This window comes from Pantoea sp. X-Soil-ISGK-421 (assembly GCF_059730785.1).
The window spans coordinates 252,918-270,967 of sequence record NZ_AP035979.1 but is presented as its reverse complement, the minus strand read 5'-3'; the positions used below and the strand labels follow the sequence as shown (position 1 = coordinate 270,967).

Sequence of the window (18,050 nt, the reverse complement as noted above, 5' to 3'; positions counted from 1 at the left end):
CGCAGAGCGAGGCATCCAAACCGAATGAGCTGTTGAGCGTAACTCGGTATCCAACGCCGTGAAACAGAGCCTGTCTCAACAATGATTATGATTGAAAATCACTGATGAGCCAGGTTCTATGTAACAGCGTGCAAAAAGGGCATCAAATGATGCCCTTTCCTTGTGCATTGCGTCAAATGTTATCGTAATTAAGCGATAATTGTAGCAACAACACCCGCACCAACAGTACGGCCGCCTTCACGGATAGCGAAGCGCAAGCCTTCATCCATCGCGATTGGGTGGATCAGCTCAACGGTCATCTGAACGTTGTCGCCTGGCATTACCATCTCAACGCCTTCTGGCAGCTCAACGTTGCCGGTCACGTCAGTGGTACGGAAGTAGAACTGTGGACGATAGCCTTTGAAGAACGGAGTATGACGGCCGCCTTCATCTTTAGACAGAACGTACACTTCTGAAGTGAACTTGGTATGCGGCTTGATTGAAGCCGGCTTAGCCAGAACCTGGCCACGCTGGATATCTTCACGCTTAATACCACGCAGCAGAACGCCGCAGTTCTCGCCTGCCTGACCCTGGTCCAGCAGTTTGCGGAACATTTCAACGCCGGTACAGGTAGACTTAACAGTCGCCTTGATACCAACGATTTCAACTTCGTCGCCCACTTTAACGATACCGCGCTCAACACGACCGGTAACAACAGTACCACGGCCTGAGATTGAGAATACGTCTTCGATTGGCAGCAGGAACGGCAGGTCGATTGCACGTACTGGCTCTGGGATGTAGGTATCCAGATGCTCAGCCAGTTCAATGATCTTAGCTTCCCACTCTGCTTCGCCTTCCAGCGCTTTCAGAGCAGAACCACGAACGATTGGCGTGTCGTCGCCTGGGAAGTCATATGCTGACAGCAGGTCACGTACTTCCATCTCAACCAGTTCCAGCAGCTCTTCATCATCAACCATGTCGCACTTGTTCAGGAACACGATGATGTAAGGAACGCCAACCTGACGACCCAGCAGGATGTGCTCACGGGTCTGAGGCATAGGGCCATCAGTCGCAGCAACAACCAGGATCGCGCCGTCCATCTGCGCAGCACCGGTGATCATGTTTTTCACATAGTCGGCGTGGCCTGGGCAGTCAACGTGCGCATAGTGGCGAGTCGGGGTTTCATATTCAACGTGAGAAGTGTTGATGGTGATACCACGTGCTTTCTCTTCTGGCGCCTTATCGATCTCGTCGAATTTGCTTGCCTTACCACCGTAGGTTTTAGCCAGAACGGTAGTGATTGCTGCAGTCAGGGTGGTTTTACCGTGGTCGACGTGACCGATGGTGCCCACGTTTACGTGCAGTTTGTTACGCTGAAATTGCTCTTTAGCCATCGCTAGTCCCTCTAAGACACGGATATATCGAAGATATCGTCATATCAACCAGGCAAAGCCTGACTGTTTGGTTTACAGAGAGAGAATCAGGAGAGAGATAAAGGAAGTGGTGCTGATACCCAGAGTCGAACTGGGGACCTCACCCTTACCAAGGGTGCGCTCTACCAACTGAGCCATATCAGCACATCTGGAGCGGGCAGCGGGAATCGAACCCGCATCATCAGCTTGGAAGGCTGAGGTAATAGCCATTATACGATGCCCGCATCCTGGAACTCGGCTACCTGTTCTTTCTGTAGCTTATGAATAATAAAAGAAGACCTTCTATTATTCGAGCCGGTCAGAGTTTCTGACCAACTTTGATTACGCTAATGCGCAATCTGAAATTCGAAGGTGAGAGATGAAGAACTCACCCATCAGATAAAGACTTTATCTGACGCCCAACCAGGAGGTTGAGATGGTGGTGGGAGAAGGATTCGAACCTTCGAAGTCTGTGACGGCAGATTTACAGTCTGCTCCCTTTGGCCGCTCGGGAATCCCACCTACTTGATGGTGCCGGCTACCGGAATCGAACTGGTGACCTACTGATTACAAGTCAGTTGCTCTACCAACTGAGCTAAGCCGGCATCAAGTGGAGCGCATTCTAGGAAGACCCGAAGAAGGATGCAACAAAAAAATCGTCAAATTTGTTCTATCGCTTACTATTTGTGCAAATCCTCGCAAATTAGTCATCACCTGCAGAAAAATCACCCAAAATACGTGCACTTTTACTTCACCTGAAGGGGTAAGCTTCTGTGTGCCACCCTCATTTCCAATGCACATTTTGGAAGCATGCTGCCTTTCTGCTGTGCAAATCGTAGAAATTTTTTTGCGAAAATATCCTAACACCCTGTGTTTTTTTTGCTGGCCCGCTTCTTGCTTATCTATTTAATGTGACCAAACATTGAGGATGCCGCATGAATATTGTTCAGCTAACATCAGAAACATTACCTCTTTACCGCCAGGCTTTGGCTGCACTGATGATAGACGCGGTAAAAAACAATATGACATCGGCATTTCAACCTTCACAAGGGATGCAACAGTATCAGGACGCTGAACGCTATTTTCATAGCTTGCGCAACCAAATGGCACGCCATGAGTTGCTATTATGGATCGCCATCATCGACTCTGTTGTGGTGGGAAGTGTGCAGCTCAATATTTGTCAGCGCCCAGATGGACAGAATCGCGCGGAAGTTTTACAGCTGCTCGTACACTCTAGCGCTCAGCGTGAAGGGATTGGGCGAAGATTAATACAAACGCTTGAGCATAAGGCTGATAGCTATCAGCGAGGACTGCTTTATTTGGACGTCATTGCTGGTTCGGCCGCAGAAAATTTTTACCGATCGCATGGCTACCACTACTTAGGAGAATTGCCTGATTACGCGTTATGCGCTAATGGGCATCCTCATCCCGGCGCGATTTATTATAAACGTCTGCGCACCAGCCCAGCAGAAAATGTAGCGACAAGCTACTGACCGACAAGAAAAATGCGGGCACGCTTGCGAAAGCGTGCTGCTGTTTATCATTTTACTTCTTTTTAAAGTCACACTGGTGTTACCCTCCAGCCCATTGTTCTCGTTAATTACCCCTGTGAAGTGCAATTGAGTTTGATACATCGTTGTATGCCTAATGCAGCAAGGTGTTGATGAGTCCTAATTTGCACTCAGATGCATGCTTATGAGTAAAAAAACGATACCTCTTACTACGCCCTATTTGCAGTTTAATCGTCAACAATGGGCAGCACTGCGCGATTCAGTACCAATGACGCTGGCTGAAAGTGAAATTGAACGTCTGCGTGGTATCAATGAAGACCTTTCATTAGAAGAAGTGGCCGAGATTTATCTGCCGCTATCGCGACTGCTTAATTTTTACATCAGTTCTAATCTGCGTCGTCAGGCAGTGCTCGAGCAATTTCTTGGCACCAACGGGCAGAAAATCCCCTACATCATAAGTATTGCAGGCAGCGTTGCGGTAGGTAAAAGCACCACCGCTCGTGTGCTTCAGGCGCTCCTTAGTCGCTGGCCTGAACATCGTAAAGTAGAACTGATCACTACTGATGGTTTTTTACATCCGAATGCAGTGCTCAAAGAACGCGGCTTGATGAAGAAAAAAGGGTTCCCGCAATCTTACGATATGCATCGCTTGGTTAACTTCGTTTCCGATCTTAAATCGGGTGCCAGTCAGGTTACAGCGCCGGTTTATTCTCATCTGATTTACGATGTTATTCCGGATGGCGATAAGGTAGTACAACAACCCGATATTCTTATTTTGGAAGGATTGAATGTGCTGCAAAGCGGCATGGACTATCCTCACGATCCTCATCATGTGTTTGTGTCAGATTTCGTGGATTTTTCAATTTACGTTGATGCGCCAGAGTCATTACTCGAAAGCTGGTATGTAAGTCGATTTTTAAAATTCCGCGAGGGCGCATTTAGCGATCCAGATTCTTATTTCCATCACTACTCGCAGTTGCCAGAAGAGGATGCACTCAATATTGCGCGCGGGCTATGGAAAGAGATTAACTGGCTTAATTTAAAGGAAAATATTCTTCCTACGCGTGAACGAGCCAGTCTTATAATGACCAAGTCGGCAGATCATGCAGTGCAAAGCTTACGATTGAGAAAATAGTTTTTTAATAAAAATGCCCATACGATATTTTGGGCATTTTATTCTTTTGAGACTACCTGTATCAGGTGTCTGGACGCAGTGAAATCTCGCCGCCGACCCATGATTTAATGGCTCCATCCTGCTCCAGTAATAAACCTCCCTGCTTATCAATACCACGAGCAATACCATATACCTCACGATCCCCAATAAGTAGTTTTACTGGACGATTAATGAAGTTATCAAGGGCTTCCCATCGAGAAATAAAAGGGGTTAAACCATCTTGCTCAAAAATAGGTAGAGCCTGACGCAGGCTATTAATCAATTTCGCAGCCAACTCGTTGCGATCAATATCAACGCCCGCTTCCTGGAGATTAATCCAACCTTGATTAATCTCTGTCGCGCCTTCAGAGCGCATCAGCAAATTGACGCCAGCACCAATGACAATCTGAGCGGCATCGCCCGTTTTACCTGTCAACTCAACCAATATACCCGCGAGTTTACGATCTTTGAGATAGAGATCGTTTGGCCATTTAACACGTACATCAGCTGCACCTAACGACTGGATCACTTCTGCCATAATGATACCAATGACCAGACTCAGGCCCATCGCCGCTGCTGGTCCCTGCTCCAGGCGCCAATACATTGACATATATAGGTTGGAGCCAAATGGAGAAAACCACTTGCGTCCACGACGTCCACGGCCAGCTTGTTGATATTCCGCAATACATGCGTAGCCAGAAGGCAATTGATCCATCCGATCCAACAAATACTGGTTGGTGGAATCAATAACTGGTATAACCGCCAGATTAGGCTGATGCAGGTGAGACAGAATGACTTCTTCATCCAGTAACTGAATTGGCCCCGGTAAGCTATAGCCTTTACCCGTCACCGTATATACATCCAGACCCCAACTTTTTAAAGTCTGTATATGTTTATTGATGGCCGCACGACTCATGCCAAGTGCTTCACCTAGTTGCTCACCAGAGTGAAATTCACCATCTGACATCAATGCCACTAATTTTAATGGCACGCCATTATCTTTCATGAAATCACCTCAATGGCGTTACGCTCGCCTTGAGCGCCAATAAAGCGCACTTCTGGCTCGAGCCAAACATCAAATTTTTGACCGACTCTATTTCTAACCTGATGCGCCAAATCAACAATATCCTGTGGAGTGGCATGATCTTCATTAATCAGCACTAAAGCCTGTTGACGATGAACTGCGGCACCGCCCACACGAAAGCCTTTAAGACCACATTGGTCGATCAACCAACCAGCTGCTAATTTCACTTCACCACTGGCCTGTGAATAATGAGGAATTGATGGCCACTGCTTAATTAGCGCGAATGCATGCTCAGCCGTGATGAGCGGATTTTTGAAGAAGCTCCCCACATTGCCTGTAATTTTGGGATCGGGCAGTTTGCTTTGGCGCATATGGCAAATAGCATTGAATACATCCCAGGCACAGACTGTAGCCGGGTTTAATTTAGTCAGATCGCCATACGTCAGAACAGGTTTCCACTGTTTTTCCAGACGTAATCCCACTGCAACGATGACATAGTCATTCTTCATTGCATGCTTGAAAATACTATCGCGGTAGCCAAACTGGCACTCTTCACGGTGCAAACGAATAATGTTTTGCGTTGGAAGATGTATAGCTTCAACGTAGTGACAGATATCTTTAAATTCCACACCATATGCACCGATATTTTGAATCGGTGCTGAGCCAGCCATACCAGGAATCAGCGCCAGGTTTTCCAACCCTGTAATACCCTTCTTTAAGGTCTGCTCAACTAAAGCATGCCAATTCTCGCCGGCACCAACATGCAAGTGCCATGCTTCATCATGCTCTTCAATAGCGATACCTTTGATCGCATTTACGACTACCGTGCCGCTAAAATCCTCCAGAAAGAGCACGTTGCTCCCTTCACCCAATACAATAAAGGGAAGATTTGTTTGCTGAGTATCTTTCCAGGCAACACTAATAGCGTCAGGACTTTCTGCGATGATCAATTTATGTGCATCGATCCTAAGACCGAGGGTGTTGAAAGTTTTTAAGGATGTTTGGGGGCTGGACATGTCACGGCCTTAACTAATTAATCTGGCCGTAGTTTACCTGATCGGCAGGTTGCTAGTTTGATGTTTTCATATTTCTTGTTGGGATATTGCCGATCTGCAGACGTAAAAAAGCCCCGAACTTACGTCCGGGGCTTCTTCACCTGATTGATGCCTGGCAGTTCCCTACTCTCGCATGGGGAGACCCCACACTACCATCGGCGCTACGGCGTTTCACTTCTGAGTTCGGCATGGGGTCAGGTGGGACCACCGCGCTAAAGCCGCCAGGCAAATTCTTTTGCTCACGCCGCCCTCGCGGGCCGCGCAAATCTATCCGGTAAAACAAGCTGAAAATCAGGTCTCTCAGACCAAAACGCCTCTGGCGTTGTAAGGTTAAGCCTCACGGGTCATTAGTACCGGTTAGCTCAACGCATCGCTGCGCTTACACATCCGGCCTATCAACGTCGTAGTCTTCAACGTCCCTTCAGGACCCTCAAGGGGTCAGGGAGAACTCATCTCGGGGCAAGTTTCGTGCTTAGATGCTTTCAGCACTTATCTTTTCCGCACTTAGCTACCGGGCAATGCCATTGGCATGACAACCCGAACACCAGTGGTGCGTTCACTCCGGTCCTCTCGTACTAGGAGCAACCCCCCTCAATTCTCCAGCGCCCACGGCAGATAGGGACCGAACTGTCTCACGACGTTCTAAACCCAGCTCGCGTACCACTTTAAACGGCGAACAGCCGTACCCTTGGGACCTACTTCAGCCCCAGGATGTGATGAGCCGACATCGAGGTGCCAAACACCGCCGTCGATATGAACTCTTGGGCGGTATCAGCCTGTTATCCCCGGAGTACCTTTTATCCGTTGAGCGATGGCCCTTCCATTCAGAACCACCGGATCACTATGACCTGCTTTCGCACCTGCTCGAGCCGTCACTCTCGCAGTCAAGCTGGCTTATGCCATTGCACTAACCTCCTGATGTCCGACCAGGATTAGCCAACCTTCGTGCTCCTCCGTTACTCTTTGGGAGGAGACCGCCCCAGTCAAACTACCCACCAGACACTGTCCGCAGCCCGGATTACGGGCCTACGTTAGAACATCAAACATTAAAGGGTGGTATTTCAAGGTTGGCTCCACGCAGACTGGCGTCCACGCTTCAAAGCCTCCCACCTATCCTACACATCAAGGCTCAATGTTCAGTGTCAAGCTATAGTAAAGGTTCACGGGGTCTTTCCGTCTTGCCGCGGGTACACTGCATCTTCACAGCGATTTCAATTTCACTGAGTCTCGGGTGGAGACAGCCTGGCCATCATTACGCCATTCGTGCAGGTCGGAACTTACCCGACAAGGAATTTCGCTACCTTAGGACCGTTATAGTTACGGCCGCCGTTTACCGGGGCTTCGATCAAGAGCTTCTCCTTGCGGATAACCCCATCAATTAACCTTCCGGCACCGGGCAGGCGTCACACCGTATACGTCCACTTTCGTGTTTGCACAGTGCTGTGTTTTTAATAAACAGTTGCAGCCAGCTGGTATCTTCGACTGGCTTCGGCTCGGGGAGCAAGTCCCTCCACCTACGCGCCAGCGTGCCTTCTCCCGAAGTTACGGCACCATTTTGCCTAGTTCCTTCACCCGAGTTCTCTCAAGCGCCTTGGTATTCTCTACCTGACCACCTGTGTCGGTTTGGGGTACGATTTCGTGTTACCTGGAGCTTAGAGGCTTTTCCTGGAAGCAGGGCATCAGTTACTTCACCACCGTGGTGGCTCGTCGTCACGCCTCAGCCTTAAGACACCCCGGATTTGCCAAAGATGTCAGCCTACACGCTTAAACCGGGACAACCGTCGCCCGGATAACCTAGCCTTCTCCGTCCCCCCTTCGCAGTAACACCAAGTGCAGGAATATTAACCTGCTTCCCATCGACTACGCTTTTCAGCCTCGCCTTAGGGGTCGACTCACCCTGCTCCGATTAACGTTGAACAGGAACCCTTGGTCTTCCGGCGAGCGGGCTTTTCACCCGCTTTATCGTTACTTATGTCAGCATTCGCACTTCTGATACCTCCAGCATGCCTCACAGCACACCTTCAACGGCTTACAGAACGCTCCCCTACCCAACAACGCATACGCGTCGCTGCCGCAGCTTCGGTGCATGGTTTAGCCCCGTTACATCTTCCGCGCAGGCCGACTCGACCAGTGAGCTATTACGCTTTCTTTAAATGATGGCTGCTTCTAAGCCAACATCCTGGCTGTCTGTGCCTTCCCACATCGTTTCCCACTTAACCATGACTTTGGGACCTTAGCTGGCGGTCTGGGTTGTTTCCCTCTTCACGACGGACGTTAGCACCCGCCGTGTGTCTCCCGTGATAACATTCTTCGGTATTCGCAGTTTGCATCGGGTTGGTAAGCCGGGATGGCCCCCTAGCCGAAACAGTGCTCTACCCCCGAAGATGAGTTCACGAGGCGCTACCTAAATAGCTTTCGGGGAGAACCAGCTATCTCCCGGTTTGATTGGCCTTTCACCCCCAGCCACAAGTCATCCGCTAATTTTTCAACATTAGTCGGTTCGGTCCTCCAGTTAGTGTTACCCAACCTTCAACCTGCCCATGGCTAGATCACCGGGTTTCGGGTCTATACCCTGCAACTTAACGCCCAGTTAAGACTCGGTTTCCCTGCGGCTCCCCTATACGGTTAACCTTGCTACAGAATATAAGTCGCTGACCCATTATACAAAAGGTACGCAGTCACCCCCATAAATGGAGGCTCCCACTGCTTGTACGTACACGGTTTCAGGTTCTGTTTCACTCCCCTCGCCGGGGTTCTTTTCGCCTTTCCCTCACGGTACTGGTTCACTATCGGTCAGTCAGGAGTATTTAGCCTTGGAGGATGGTCCCCCCATATTCAGACAGGATACCACGTGTCCCGCCCTACTCTTCGAACTCACAGAATGTGCACTTTCGTGTACGGGGCTATCACCCGGTATCGCGCGACTTTCCAGACGCTTCCACTAACGCACAAACTGATTCAGGTTCTGGGCTGTTCCCCGTTCGCTCGCCGCTACTGGGGGAATCTCGGTTGATTTCTTTTCCTCTGGGTACTTAGATGTTTCAGTTCCCCAGGTTCGCCTCGCAACACTATGTATTCATGTTGCGATGATGCACTGAGTGCACCGGGTTTCCCCATTCGGACATCGTCGGCTGTAGCGGTTCATATCACCTTACCGACGCTTTACGCAGATTAGCACGTCCTTCATCGCCTCTGACTGCCAGGGCATCCACCGTGTACGCTTAGTCGCTTAACCTCACAACCCACAGGCGTTTTGCAACGCTGCAGACTGCAGGCATTGAGAGACTCGAACATGTCGTTATTCATTTCCTATTACGGAGAAATGAACCAACACGTCGTTTCAATTTTCAGCTTGTTCCGGATTGTTAAAGAGCAATATCTCAAACATGACGGTTACGTCAGTTTTGAGATACTTCGTGGAGACACCTTTCACCTGTCACCAAGCAAGTGGCGTCCCCTAGGGGATTCGAACCCCTGTTACCGCCGTGAAAGGGCGGTGTCCTAGGCCTCTAGACGAAGGGGACACGATTCGTGTCACGACTTCGCAGCCGTCTTGCTCATTACTTTCTATCAGACAATCTGTGTGAGCACTACGCGGGAAGGTATCTTCAGGTAAGGAGGTGATCCAACCGCAGGTTCCCCTACGGTTACCTTGTTACGACTTCACCCCAGTCATGAATCACAAAGTGGTAAGCGCCCTCCCGAAGGTTAAGCTACCTACTTCTTTTGCAACCCACTCCCATGGTGTGACGGGCGGTGTGTACAAGGCCCGGGAACGTATTCACCGTAGCATTCTGATCTACGATTACTAGCGATTCCGACTTCACGGAGTCGAGTTGCAGACTCCGATCCGGACTACGACGCACTTTATGAGGTCCGCTTGCTCTCGCGAGGTCGCTTCTCTTTGTATGCGCCATTGTAGCACGTGTGTAGCCCTACTCGTAAGGGCCATGATGACTTGACGTCATCCCCACCTTCCTCCAGTTTATCACTGGCAGTCTCCTTTGAGTTCCCGGCCGAACCGCTGGCAACAAAGGATAAGGGTTGCGCTCGTTGCGGGACTTAACCCAACATTTCACAACACGAGCTGACGACAGCCATGCAGCACCTGTCTCAGAGTTCCCGAAGGCACCAAAGCATCTCTGCTAAGTTCTCTGGATGTCAAGAGTAGGTAAGGTTCTTCGCGTTGCATCGAATTAAACCACATGCTCCACCGCTTGTGCGGGCCCCCGTCAATTCATTTGAGTTTTAACCTTGCGGCCGTACTCCCCAGGCGGTCGACTTAACGCGTTAGCTCCGGAAGCCACTCCTCAAGGGAACAACCTCCAAGTCGACATCGTTTACGGCGTGGACTACCAGGGTATCTAATCCTGTTTGCTCCCCACGCTTTCGCACCTGAGCGTCAGTCTTTGTCCAGGGGGCCGCCTTCGCCACCGGTATTCCTCCAGATCTCTACGCATTTCACCGCTACACCTGGAATTCTACCCCCCTCTACAAGACTCTAGCCTGCCAGTTTCGAATGCAGTTCCCAGGTTAAGCCCGGGGATTTCACATCCGACTTGACAGACCGCCTGCGTGCGCTTTACGCCCAGTAATTCCGATTAACGCTTGCACCCTCCGTATTACCGCGGCTGCTGGCACGGAGTTAGCCGGTGCTTCTTCTGCGGGTAACGTCAATCGGTAAGGTTATTAACCTCACCGCCTTCCTCCCCGCTGAAAGTACTTTACAACCCGAAGGCCTTCTTCATACACGCGGCATGGCTGCATCAGGCTTGCGCCCATTGTGCAATATTCCCCACTGCTGCCTCCCGTAGGAGTCTGGACCGTGTCTCAGTTCCAGTGTGGCTGGTCATCCTCTCAGACCAGCTAGGGATCGTCGCCTAGGTGAGCCATTACCCCACCTACTAGCTAATCCCATCTGGGCACATCCGATGGTGTGAGGCCCGAAGGTCCCCCACTTTGGTCTTGCGACGTTATGCGGTATTAGCTACCGTTTCCAGTAGTTATCCCCCTCCATCGGGCAGTTTCCCAGACATTACTCACCCGTCCGCCACTCGTCACCCAAGGAGCAAGCTCCTCTGTGCTACCGTTCGACTTGCATGTGTTAGGCCTGCCGCCAGCGTTCAATCTGAGCCATGATCAAACTCTTCAATTTAAGTTTGATTTGCTTAAACAAGTTAAGCGATGCTCATCTGTAAAACGTCATAATGAATTTCATTATGTGTTCACTCGTGAGACTTGATATTTTTTTGCGTCCGGAGACGCTGATATCAATCCTGCGAGTGCCCACACAGATTGTCTGATAAATTGTTAAAGAGCGTTGCGAGCAGCGGGTTAACCGTCTGTCGCGAGGTGGCGTATATTACGCTTTCCTCCTTCGGAGTCAAACACTTTTTTCAGCGTTTTCATCCGGCGGGGTGAATTTCTTCACTCCCTGCTGAGCCGTCTGCGTTGCCGCTTTGCCGTCTCAGTGGTGGCGCATTATAGGGAGTTATTCGGAGCTGACAAGGGTTTATTGCAAATAAATAATCGTTCGGCCTAAATTTCACCACAACGCTGTATTTCACAACGATTTGCCTGGTAACTGCGCAAAATCCTGAGCAAAAAGCACCACTTTATTCCAGTCAGTGTATTCCACTTCTTTCGATGTATCGGTTTCGCCGCCAGTCATTCGCATAATGAACTGAATCATGACGCGATCGAACCAGCGATAACGAGGATAACGCAGTGCACCGGCGAAAACCGCACAGCAATCTGGTTGCCAGGGTGATTGCTCCAGAAACTTGCGTGTATATGCATTGGTTTCTGGTGTGCACTTATCCGCTTTACGCGCCGTCAGGTTAACACTAAAGAAACCACTTACGCGCTGTTGCAGCGGCGCCTTGTGCTGCGTTACGAACTTCAGCAATGCTGGATGAAAATGACCGTAGCGAATTGATGCCCCAATCAGCACGCGATCATACTGCAACCAATCAACTTTTTGCGCCTCAAGCAAATCGATCACGTCGCACAGCTGATGCGGCACTAACGTCTGCGCAATGCGCGCGGCAATGTCACGGGTTTGCCCATCGCGGCTGGAATACAGAATCAACGCTTTCATTATTCAATCCTATTTTATTATTCGCGCCAGAAGGTCGGCGTAAACAGCACCAGCAGCGTGAACACTTCAAGGCGTCCAAACAGCATGGTCAAAATCAAAATCCACTTCGCCACATCATTCATTGAAGTGAAGTTATCGGCTACCACACCCAATCCGGGCCCGAGGTTATTCAGGGTCGCGGCCACGGCAGCAAAAGCAGAGAAATCATCGACGCCAGTCGCGATGATGGCCAGCATACTGAGCAGGAACACCAGCGCATAAGCTGAGAAGAACCCCCACACCGCTTCAAGGATACGTTCCGGTAGCGCGCGGTTACCTAGTTTGATGGTGTAGACAGCATTCGGGTGCACCAAACGTTTCAGTTCACGCGAGCCCTGCTTAAACAGCAACAGAATACGGATCACCTTCAAACCACCGCCAGTTGAGCCGGCCATCCCGCCGATAAAGGCCGAGCAGAGCAGCAACACCGGCAGAAACAGTGGCCAACGCGCAATGCTGTCTGTAGTGAAACCCGCCGTGGTTGCCATCGATACCACCTGGAAAAACGCCTGATTTAACGTTTGCCAGCCGCTGGCGTACACGTTGTGAAACCACAACACGATGGTACAGATCAGCACCAACGTCAGTTGTACACCAATAAACATACGGAATTCGGGATCGCGCCAATACACTTTCAGGTTGCGACCACTCAATAAAGAGAAGTGCAGGCCGTAGTTACAACCCGAAATCAGTAGAAATACCGCAATGATGGTATTGATGGTTGGACTATTAAAGTAGCCAATGCTGGCATCATGGGTTGAGAACCCGCCAATCGCGATGGTTGAAAAGCTATGACCGATAGCATCGAACATCGGCATGCCCGCCAACCACAGCGCCACGGCGCACGCCACAGTGAGCAAGACATAGATCAGCCACAGCGTTTTCGCTGTCTCCGCGATGCGCGGGCGCATCTTATTATCTTTCAATGGCCCCGGCATTTCGGCGCGATAGAGCTGCATACCCCCGACGCCAAGAATCGGCAGAATCGCCACCGCCAACACAATGATCCCCATCCCGCCAAGCCACTGCAGCATCTGACGATAGAATAGAATCGCTTTTGGCAACGTATCCAGCCCCACCAGCGTGGTGGCGCCAGTGGTTGTAAGACCGGAGAAGGATTCAAAGAACGCATCGGTAATTGAAAGATGTGGCTGCTCAGCAAAGATAAACGGCATCGCACCCACGCTGCCCAGCACGGTCCAGAACAGCACCACAATCAAGAAACCTTCACGCGGTTTGAGTTCACTTTTCTGCTTGCGGTTAGGCCACCACAGCAGTGAACCGATGACGATCGCCATCATAAAGGTCTGACTGAACGCGCGCCCGGCACCATCCCGGTAAATTAAGGCGACGAGGCCCGGTAAGATCATGGTCACCGAGAACAGAATCACCAGCAGGCCCACGATGCGGGTAATGGCGCGAAAATGCATTCAGCCGTTTCCTTTAAACAGAAGCTTTTAGTTTGTCAGCGGGATGAGCGTCAGCGCGCCCCGGCTGTAATCAGAGAGGTTTTGGCGAAAGCCATCAATCCGCGCATGTGGCAATGCTAAACGCAGCGCAATGCGATCCTGATAATGGCTCTCTTCTATAATGCCGTCAAAACGTTGCAGCAGGCGCTCGATATCGCTGAGTTGGGCGTAATCACAGTGCAGGGTAAAAGATTCCATCGGCACTTTACGTTGACGCGCCAGTTGCTTCAGCCCTTGTTGTACACCGCCACCATAAGCTTTTACCAATCCGCCGGTGCCAAGCATGATGCCGCCATAATAACGCACCACCACCGCGGTAATCTCACCGACGCCGCTGCCCATCAGCTGGGCCAGCATCGGTTTACCCGCGGTGCCAGAAGGTTCGCCATCATCGGAGAAACCCAACTGCTGCGAATCATCCGGCGCACCCGCCACCCACGCCCAGCAGTGATGGCGCGCAGTGGGATGTTCTTGCTTCATCTGCTGCACAAACGCGCGCGCCGCTTCCACGCCCGCCGTGTGCGCCAGCAAAGTAATGAAGCGGCTTTTCTTGATGGTTTCCTCGCTGAGACTCACGGCCTCAGCGGGAATGTCGTAAGCATCCATCAGGCAAGGTGCAGATCGCGCGTCATGTTTTCAATACGATTAGCGTGGATCACTACGTTATCCTCGATACGAATGCCGCCGTACGGTTTTAATGCATCGATTGCCGCCCAGTCAAAGTATTGGCTGAACTTGCCGCCGCGCAGCTTCGCCAGCAGCGAATCGATAATATAGAAGCCCGGTTCGATAGTCAGCACCATGCCAGGTTCCAGCACGCGAGTACAACGCAAGTACGGATACTGCGACGGTGCAGCGAGATGTGTGCCGTTGTCGTCTTGCATAAAGCCCGCTACGTCGTGCACCTGCAAGCCGAGCGGATGTCCCAGGCCGTGCGGCATAAACGGGCCGGTTAAATCTTCCGCCACCAGCGCCTCTTCAGTCAGCCCTTTAACCAGCTCGAATTTCAGCAGCAGGCGCGCAATGCGCTGATGCATCTGCAGATGATAATCGGTATAGCGCACGCCGGCTTTCAAGGTGGCGATCAGCGCCAGCTCTTCCTTGTTCATCGCTGCAACCATTTCGGCATAGCGCGATTTGCTCTGCGCTGCATAGCTGCGCGTCAGGTCAGCAGCATAACCCAGATATTCCGCCCCGGCGTCAATCAGGAAGCTGTGGCGTTTAGCCGGTGGTTGATGATCCAACCTGGTGTAGTGCAGCACCGCAGCATGCTCATTGAGCGCGATGATATTGCCGTAAGGCACATCGGTATCGCGATGACCGGTTGCGGTGAGATACGCAATATTAATATCGAACTCGCTCATGCCAGAGAAGAACGCCTCTTTGGCAGCGCGATGCCCCGCCACCGCCAGCTTCTGCGCTTCACGCATACACGCCAGTTCGTACTCGGTTTTGATACTGCGATGATAATGCAGGAAATCGATCACGCCTTGCGGGTTCACCTGCTCGCTGTTAATACCGAGCTGGGCAGCGCGTGACGGCACCGGACCGATATAGGCCACGTTTTCGCGCTGTGCAGGCAGCAACTGCACGATCTCATCGGCACTCTTCAGGCCAATCACGTCGACATCGTTGGTCCAAAAACTATTGGGTAGCGGCTCAACGTTGTGCCAGTAATCCACTGGCGAATAGAACCACAGCTTGGGTTTATTCACGCCATCGATCCATAACCAGCAGTTTGGCACCTGCGTCACCGGTACCCACGATTTAAACTGGGGATTCACCTTAAACGGATAGTCGTGATCGTCGAGAAAAACGGTCAGCAACTCGCCGGAATGAATCAGCATGGCATCAAGCTTAAAGCGAGCCAGCACCTGCTGCGCTCGCTGCTGCAGCGTATTGATGTGCGCGTGATACAGGGTTTTCAGTGAATCCATGGACTTGTCTCCAATGTCGCGAAAGTGGCCGCAGTGTAGCACAGCCGTGTTAGCGATGCCGTGCTGCGCGCGCTGTGATCGCCGTATCAAATAAGCAAACTCTCGTTTGCAAAAAATTAACATCACACTCACACTCCAAACCATCTGGTATGACCAGATCAACTTTCGCGGTTTCAGGAGATGAACATGCTCTACCAAGGCGATACCCTTTCAGTTCACTGGCTTGACGATGGCATCGCGGAGCTCATATTCGATGCGCCCGGCTCGGTGAACAAACTTGATACCAAAACCGTTGCTTCGTTAGGCGAAGCGTTGAGCGTGCTGGAACAACAACCGGCTCTGCGCGGTTTGCTGCTCTCGTCGGCCAAACCGGCATTTATTGTCGGTGCCGATATCACCGAATTCCTGTCGCTGTTTGATGCGCCAGAAGAGAAGTTGAGCCAGTGGCTGGCGTTTGCCAACAGCATCTTCAATCGTTTAGAAGATTTGCCGGTGCCAACCGTGGCCGCCATCGATGGCTATGCGTTAGGAGGCGGCTGCGAATGCGTGCTCGCCACCGATTTCCGCATTGCCACGCCAACCGCGCGCATCGGCCTGCCGGAAACCAAATTAGGCATCATGCCGGGCTTTGGCGGCAGCGTACGTTTGCCGCGTCTGCTTGGGGCCGATAGCGCGATGGAGATTATCGCGGCGGGCAAAGATGTGGATGGCAATAGCGCGCTGAAACTCGGTTTAGTCGATGCCGTTGTCAGCAGCGACAAATTACGCGCAGCGGCGCTAAGCGTCTTGCAGGACGCCATCGTGCAGGGCAACTGGCAGGCGCGTCGTGCGCCGAAGCTGGCGCCGCTGAAACTCAGCCCGATTGAAGCCGCCATGAGCTTCACCATCGCCAAAAGCATGGTGCTGCAAACTGCGGGCAAACACTATCCGGCACCCATTACCGCTGTGAAAACCATTGAAGCCGCCGCCAGCCTCGGACGTGATGATGCGCTGAAGCTGGAAACCGCCGCGTTTGTGCCGTTGGCCCAAAGTGATGTGGCGCGCGCGCTGGTCGGTATCTTCCTGAACGATCAATACGTCAAAGGCCTGGCGAAGAAGCACAGCAGCGCAACCGGTGCACCGCAGCAAGCCGCCGTATTGGGCGCAGGCATTATGGGCGGCGGCATTGCCTATCAATCGGCATGGAAAGGCGTGCCGGTGATGATGAAAGATATTACTCCACAGGCGTTAACGCTGGGCATGACCGAAGCCAGTAAGCTGCTGAACAAACAGCTTGAGCGCGGCAAAATTGACGGCGCGAAGCTGGCCAGCGTCCTCACCACCATTCAGCCGACGCTGGATTACGCCGGATTCGACCGCCCCGATGTGGTGGTTGAAGCGGTGGTGGAGAATCCACAGATCAAAGCCAAAGTGCTGGCCGAAACCGAGCAGCATCTGCGCGAGGACGCCATTCTCGCCTCTAACACCTCAACTATTCCGATCAGCCAGCTGGCGAAAGCCTTAAAGCGCCCAGAAAACTTCTGCGGCATGCATTTCTTCAATCCGGTACCAAGAATGCCGCTGGTCGAGGTGATTCGCGGTGAACAAACCTCGGAATCCACCATAAGTAAAGTGGTGGCCTGGGCAAGCAAAATGGGCAAAACGCCGATTGTGGTGAATGACTGCCCCGGCTTCTTAGTCAATCGCGTGCTGTTCCCCTACTTCGCCGCATTTAGTTTGCTATTGCGCGACGGCGCGGACTTCCGCCAGGTCGATAAAGTGATGGAAAAACAGTTCGGCTGGCCGATGGGTCCTGCCTGGCTGCTGGATGTGGTGGGCATTGATACCGCGCATCACGCCCAACAGGTGATGGCGCACGGCTTTCCATCGCGCATGCAGAAAGATTATCGCGACGCTATCGACGTGCTGTTCGAAGCCAAACGTTATGGTCAGAAAAACGGCCAGGGCTTTTACCGCTGGGAACAGGACAAAAAAGGCAAAGCGCAGAAGAAAGCCGATGCGGCTGTCGATGCCTTGCTGGAGCCTATTTGCCAGCCGAAGCGCGTATTCAGCGATGAAGAGATCGCCAACCGCATGATGCTGCCGATGCTCAACGAAGTGGTGCGCTGCCTCGAAGAGAAGATCATTGCTTCACCGGCCGAAGCTGATATGGCGCTGGTGTACGGTTTAGGCTTCCCGCCGTTCCGCGGCGGCGCGTTCCGCTACATGGATACGCTGGGCAATAGCAACGTGGTCGATCAGGCCAAACGTTATACCGCGCTGGGCCCGCTGTATGCGCTGCCGGCGCTGCTGTTGCAAAAAGCTCATCAGCATCAGAGCTGGTATCCCGCGGTGCAACCGATTGACGAAGCGGCGCTGCAAAGTGCCTGAG

Annotated in this window: 10 protein-coding genes, 5 tRNA genes and 3 rRNA genes; 3 read left to right on the top strand and 15 right to left on the bottom strand. The window is 51.8% G+C overall.

From position 1 onward, the window contains the following. Positions 1-188 precede the first annotated feature (188 nt). The 5 genes from tuf to AC6I8K_RS01220 all read right to left on the bottom strand — a co-directional run bounded on the left by tuf (position 189) and on the right by AC6I8K_RS01220 (position 1,996). Positions 189-1,373, bottom strand: coding sequence for an elongation factor Tu (gene tuf, locus AC6I8K_RS01240; protein WP_180822597.1), 1,185 nt, complete (start codon positions 1,371-1,373; stop codon positions 189-191). Positions 1,374-1,480: 107 nt separating this feature from the next. Next, positions 1,481-1,556, bottom strand: a tRNA-Thr gene (locus AC6I8K_RS01235). Between the two features lie 5 nt (positions 1,557-1,561). Then, positions 1,562-1,636: transfer RNA gene (locus AC6I8K_RS01230), tRNA-Gly, on the bottom strand. A gap of 192 nt (positions 1,637-1,828) precedes the next feature. Then, positions 1,829-1,913: transfer RNA gene (locus AC6I8K_RS01225), tRNA-Tyr, on the bottom strand. A gap of 7 nt (positions 1,914-1,920) precedes the next feature. Then, positions 1,921-1,996, bottom strand: a tRNA-Thr gene (locus AC6I8K_RS01220). Between the two features lie 330 nt (positions 1,997-2,326). Here AC6I8K_RS01220 and AC6I8K_RS01215 point away from each other — a divergent pair. Beyond that, entirely contained in the window at positions 2,327-2,884 is a 558-nt protein-coding gene (locus tag AC6I8K_RS01215; protein ID WP_483816603.1) for a GNAT family N-acetyltransferase, read from the top strand. Positions 2,885-3,086: 202 nt separating this feature from the next. After that, positions 3,087-4,037 carry a type I pantothenate kinase gene (coaA, locus tag AC6I8K_RS01210; protein WP_064740323.1) on the top strand — a complete coding sequence of 317 codons (951 nt, stop codon included), beginning with the start codon at positions 3,087-3,089 and terminating at the stop codon, positions 4,035-4,037. 61 nt (positions 4,038-4,098) lie between these two features. On the opposite strand, the gene birA is transcribed toward coaA, so the two are convergent. The 10 genes from birA to pepQ all read right to left on the bottom strand — a co-directional run bounded on the left by birA (position 4,099) and on the right by pepQ (position 15,679). After that, on the bottom strand, positions 4,099-5,061 hold the full coding sequence (gene birA / locus AC6I8K_RS01205; protein WP_483816602.1) for a bifunctional biotin--[acetyl-CoA-carboxylase] ligase/biotin operon repressor BirA: 963 nt from the start codon (positions 5,059-5,061) through the stop codon (positions 4,099-4,101). Next, positions 5,058-6,095 carry a UDP-N-acetylmuramate dehydrogenase gene (murB, locus tag AC6I8K_RS01200; RefSeq protein ID WP_497826112.1) on the bottom strand — a complete coding sequence of 346 codons (1,038 nt, stop codon included), beginning with the start codon at positions 6,093-6,095 and terminating at the stop codon, positions 5,058-5,060. Before murB ends, birA begins: the two co-directional genes overlap by 4 nt. 149 nt (positions 6,096-6,244) lie before the next feature. Next, a 5S ribosomal RNA gene (gene rrf, locus AC6I8K_RS01195) occupies positions 6,245-6,360 on the bottom strand. A 100-nt stretch (positions 6,361-6,460) separates the two neighbouring features. Next, a 23S ribosomal RNA gene (locus AC6I8K_RS01190) occupies positions 6,461-9,369 on the bottom strand. Between the two features lie 213 nt (positions 9,370-9,582). Continuing rightward, positions 9,583-9,658, bottom strand: a tRNA-Glu gene (locus tag AC6I8K_RS01185). Positions 9,659-9,747: 89 nt separating this feature from the next. Next, positions 9,748-11,289 (bottom strand): 16S ribosomal RNA (locus AC6I8K_RS01180). The 16S, 23S and 5S rRNA genes sit together here with 1 tRNA gene alongside, the layout of an rRNA operon. Positions 11,290-11,697: 408 nt before the next feature. Next, the gene (gene hemG, locus AC6I8K_RS01175) at positions 11,698-12,234 is read right to left on the bottom strand and encodes a menaquinone-dependent protoporphyrinogen IX dehydrogenase (RefSeq protein WP_483816600.1); all 537 of its coding nucleotides are present in this window, start codon (positions 12,232-12,234) and stop codon (positions 11,698-11,700) included. A gap of 17 nt (positions 12,235-12,251) precedes the next feature. Further along, positions 12,252-13,703 (bottom strand): Trk system potassium transporter TrkH, encoded by a 1,452-nt coding sequence (gene trkH / locus AC6I8K_RS01170; protein WP_064738125.1) that lies wholly within the window; start codon positions 13,701-13,703, stop codon positions 12,252-12,254. A 27-nt stretch (positions 13,704-13,730) separates the two neighbouring features. After that, positions 13,731-14,348 carry an IMPACT family protein gene (locus AC6I8K_RS01165; protein ID WP_497826111.1) on the bottom strand — a complete coding sequence of 206 codons (618 nt, stop codon included), beginning with the start codon at positions 14,346-14,348 and terminating at the stop codon, positions 13,731-13,733. Next, positions 14,348-15,679, bottom strand: coding sequence for a Xaa-Pro dipeptidase (pepQ, locus tag AC6I8K_RS01160; RefSeq protein ID WP_497826110.1), 1,332 nt, complete (start codon positions 15,677-15,679; stop codon positions 14,348-14,350). The genes AC6I8K_RS01165 and pepQ overlap by 1 nt, the downstream gene beginning before the upstream one ends. A gap of 186 nt (positions 15,680-15,865) precedes the next feature. Between pepQ and fadB the strand changes: the two genes are divergently transcribed. Beyond that, the gene (gene fadB / locus AC6I8K_RS01155; protein ID WP_497826109.1) at positions 15,866-18,049 is read left to right on the top strand and encodes a fatty acid oxidation complex subunit alpha FadB; all 2,184 of its coding nucleotides are present in this window, start codon (positions 15,866-15,868) and stop codon (positions 18,047-18,049) included. Position 18,050: the final 1 nt, after the last annotated feature.

What these genes read in the sequence shown, in the direction of transcription:
- tuf (WP_180822597.1), bottom strand. Translation starts at nt 1,373, where the DNA reads ATGGCTAAAGAGCAATTTCAGCGTAACAAACTGCACGTAAACGTGGGC.
- birA (WP_483816602.1), bottom strand. Translation starts at nt 5,061, where the DNA reads ATGAAAGATAATGGCGTGCCATTAAAATTAGTGGCATTGATGTCAGAT.
- murB (WP_497826112.1), bottom strand. Translation starts at nt 6,095, where the DNA reads ATGTCCAGCCCCCAAACATCCTTAAAAACTTTCAACACCCTCGGTCTT.
- AC6I8K_RS01165 (WP_497826111.1), bottom strand. Translation starts at nt 14,348, where the DNA reads ATGGATGCTTACGACATTCCCGCTGAGGCCGTGAGTCTCAGCGAGGAA.
- pepQ (WP_497826110.1), bottom strand. Translation starts at nt 15,679, where the DNA reads ATGGATTCACTGAAAACCCTGTATCACGCGCACATCAATACGCTGCAG.
- fadB (WP_497826109.1), top strand. Translation starts at nt 15,866, where the DNA reads ATGCTCTACCAAGGCGATACCCTTTCAGTTCACTGGCTTGACGATGGC.
- trkH (WP_064738125.1), bottom strand. Translation starts at nt 13,703, where the DNA reads ATGCATTTTCGCGCCATTACCCGCATCGTGGGCCTGCTGGTGATTCTG.
- AC6I8K_RS01215 (WP_483816603.1), top strand. Translation starts at nt 2,327, where the DNA reads ATGAATATTGTTCAGCTAACATCAGAAACATTACCTCTTTACCGCCAG.
- hemG (WP_483816600.1), bottom strand. Translation starts at nt 12,234, where the DNA reads ATGAAAGCGTTGATTCTGTATTCCAGCCGCGATGGGCAAACCCGTGAC.
- coaA (WP_064740323.1), top strand. Translation starts at nt 3,087, where the DNA reads ATGAGTAAAAAAACGATACCTCTTACTACGCCCTATTTGCAGTTTAAT.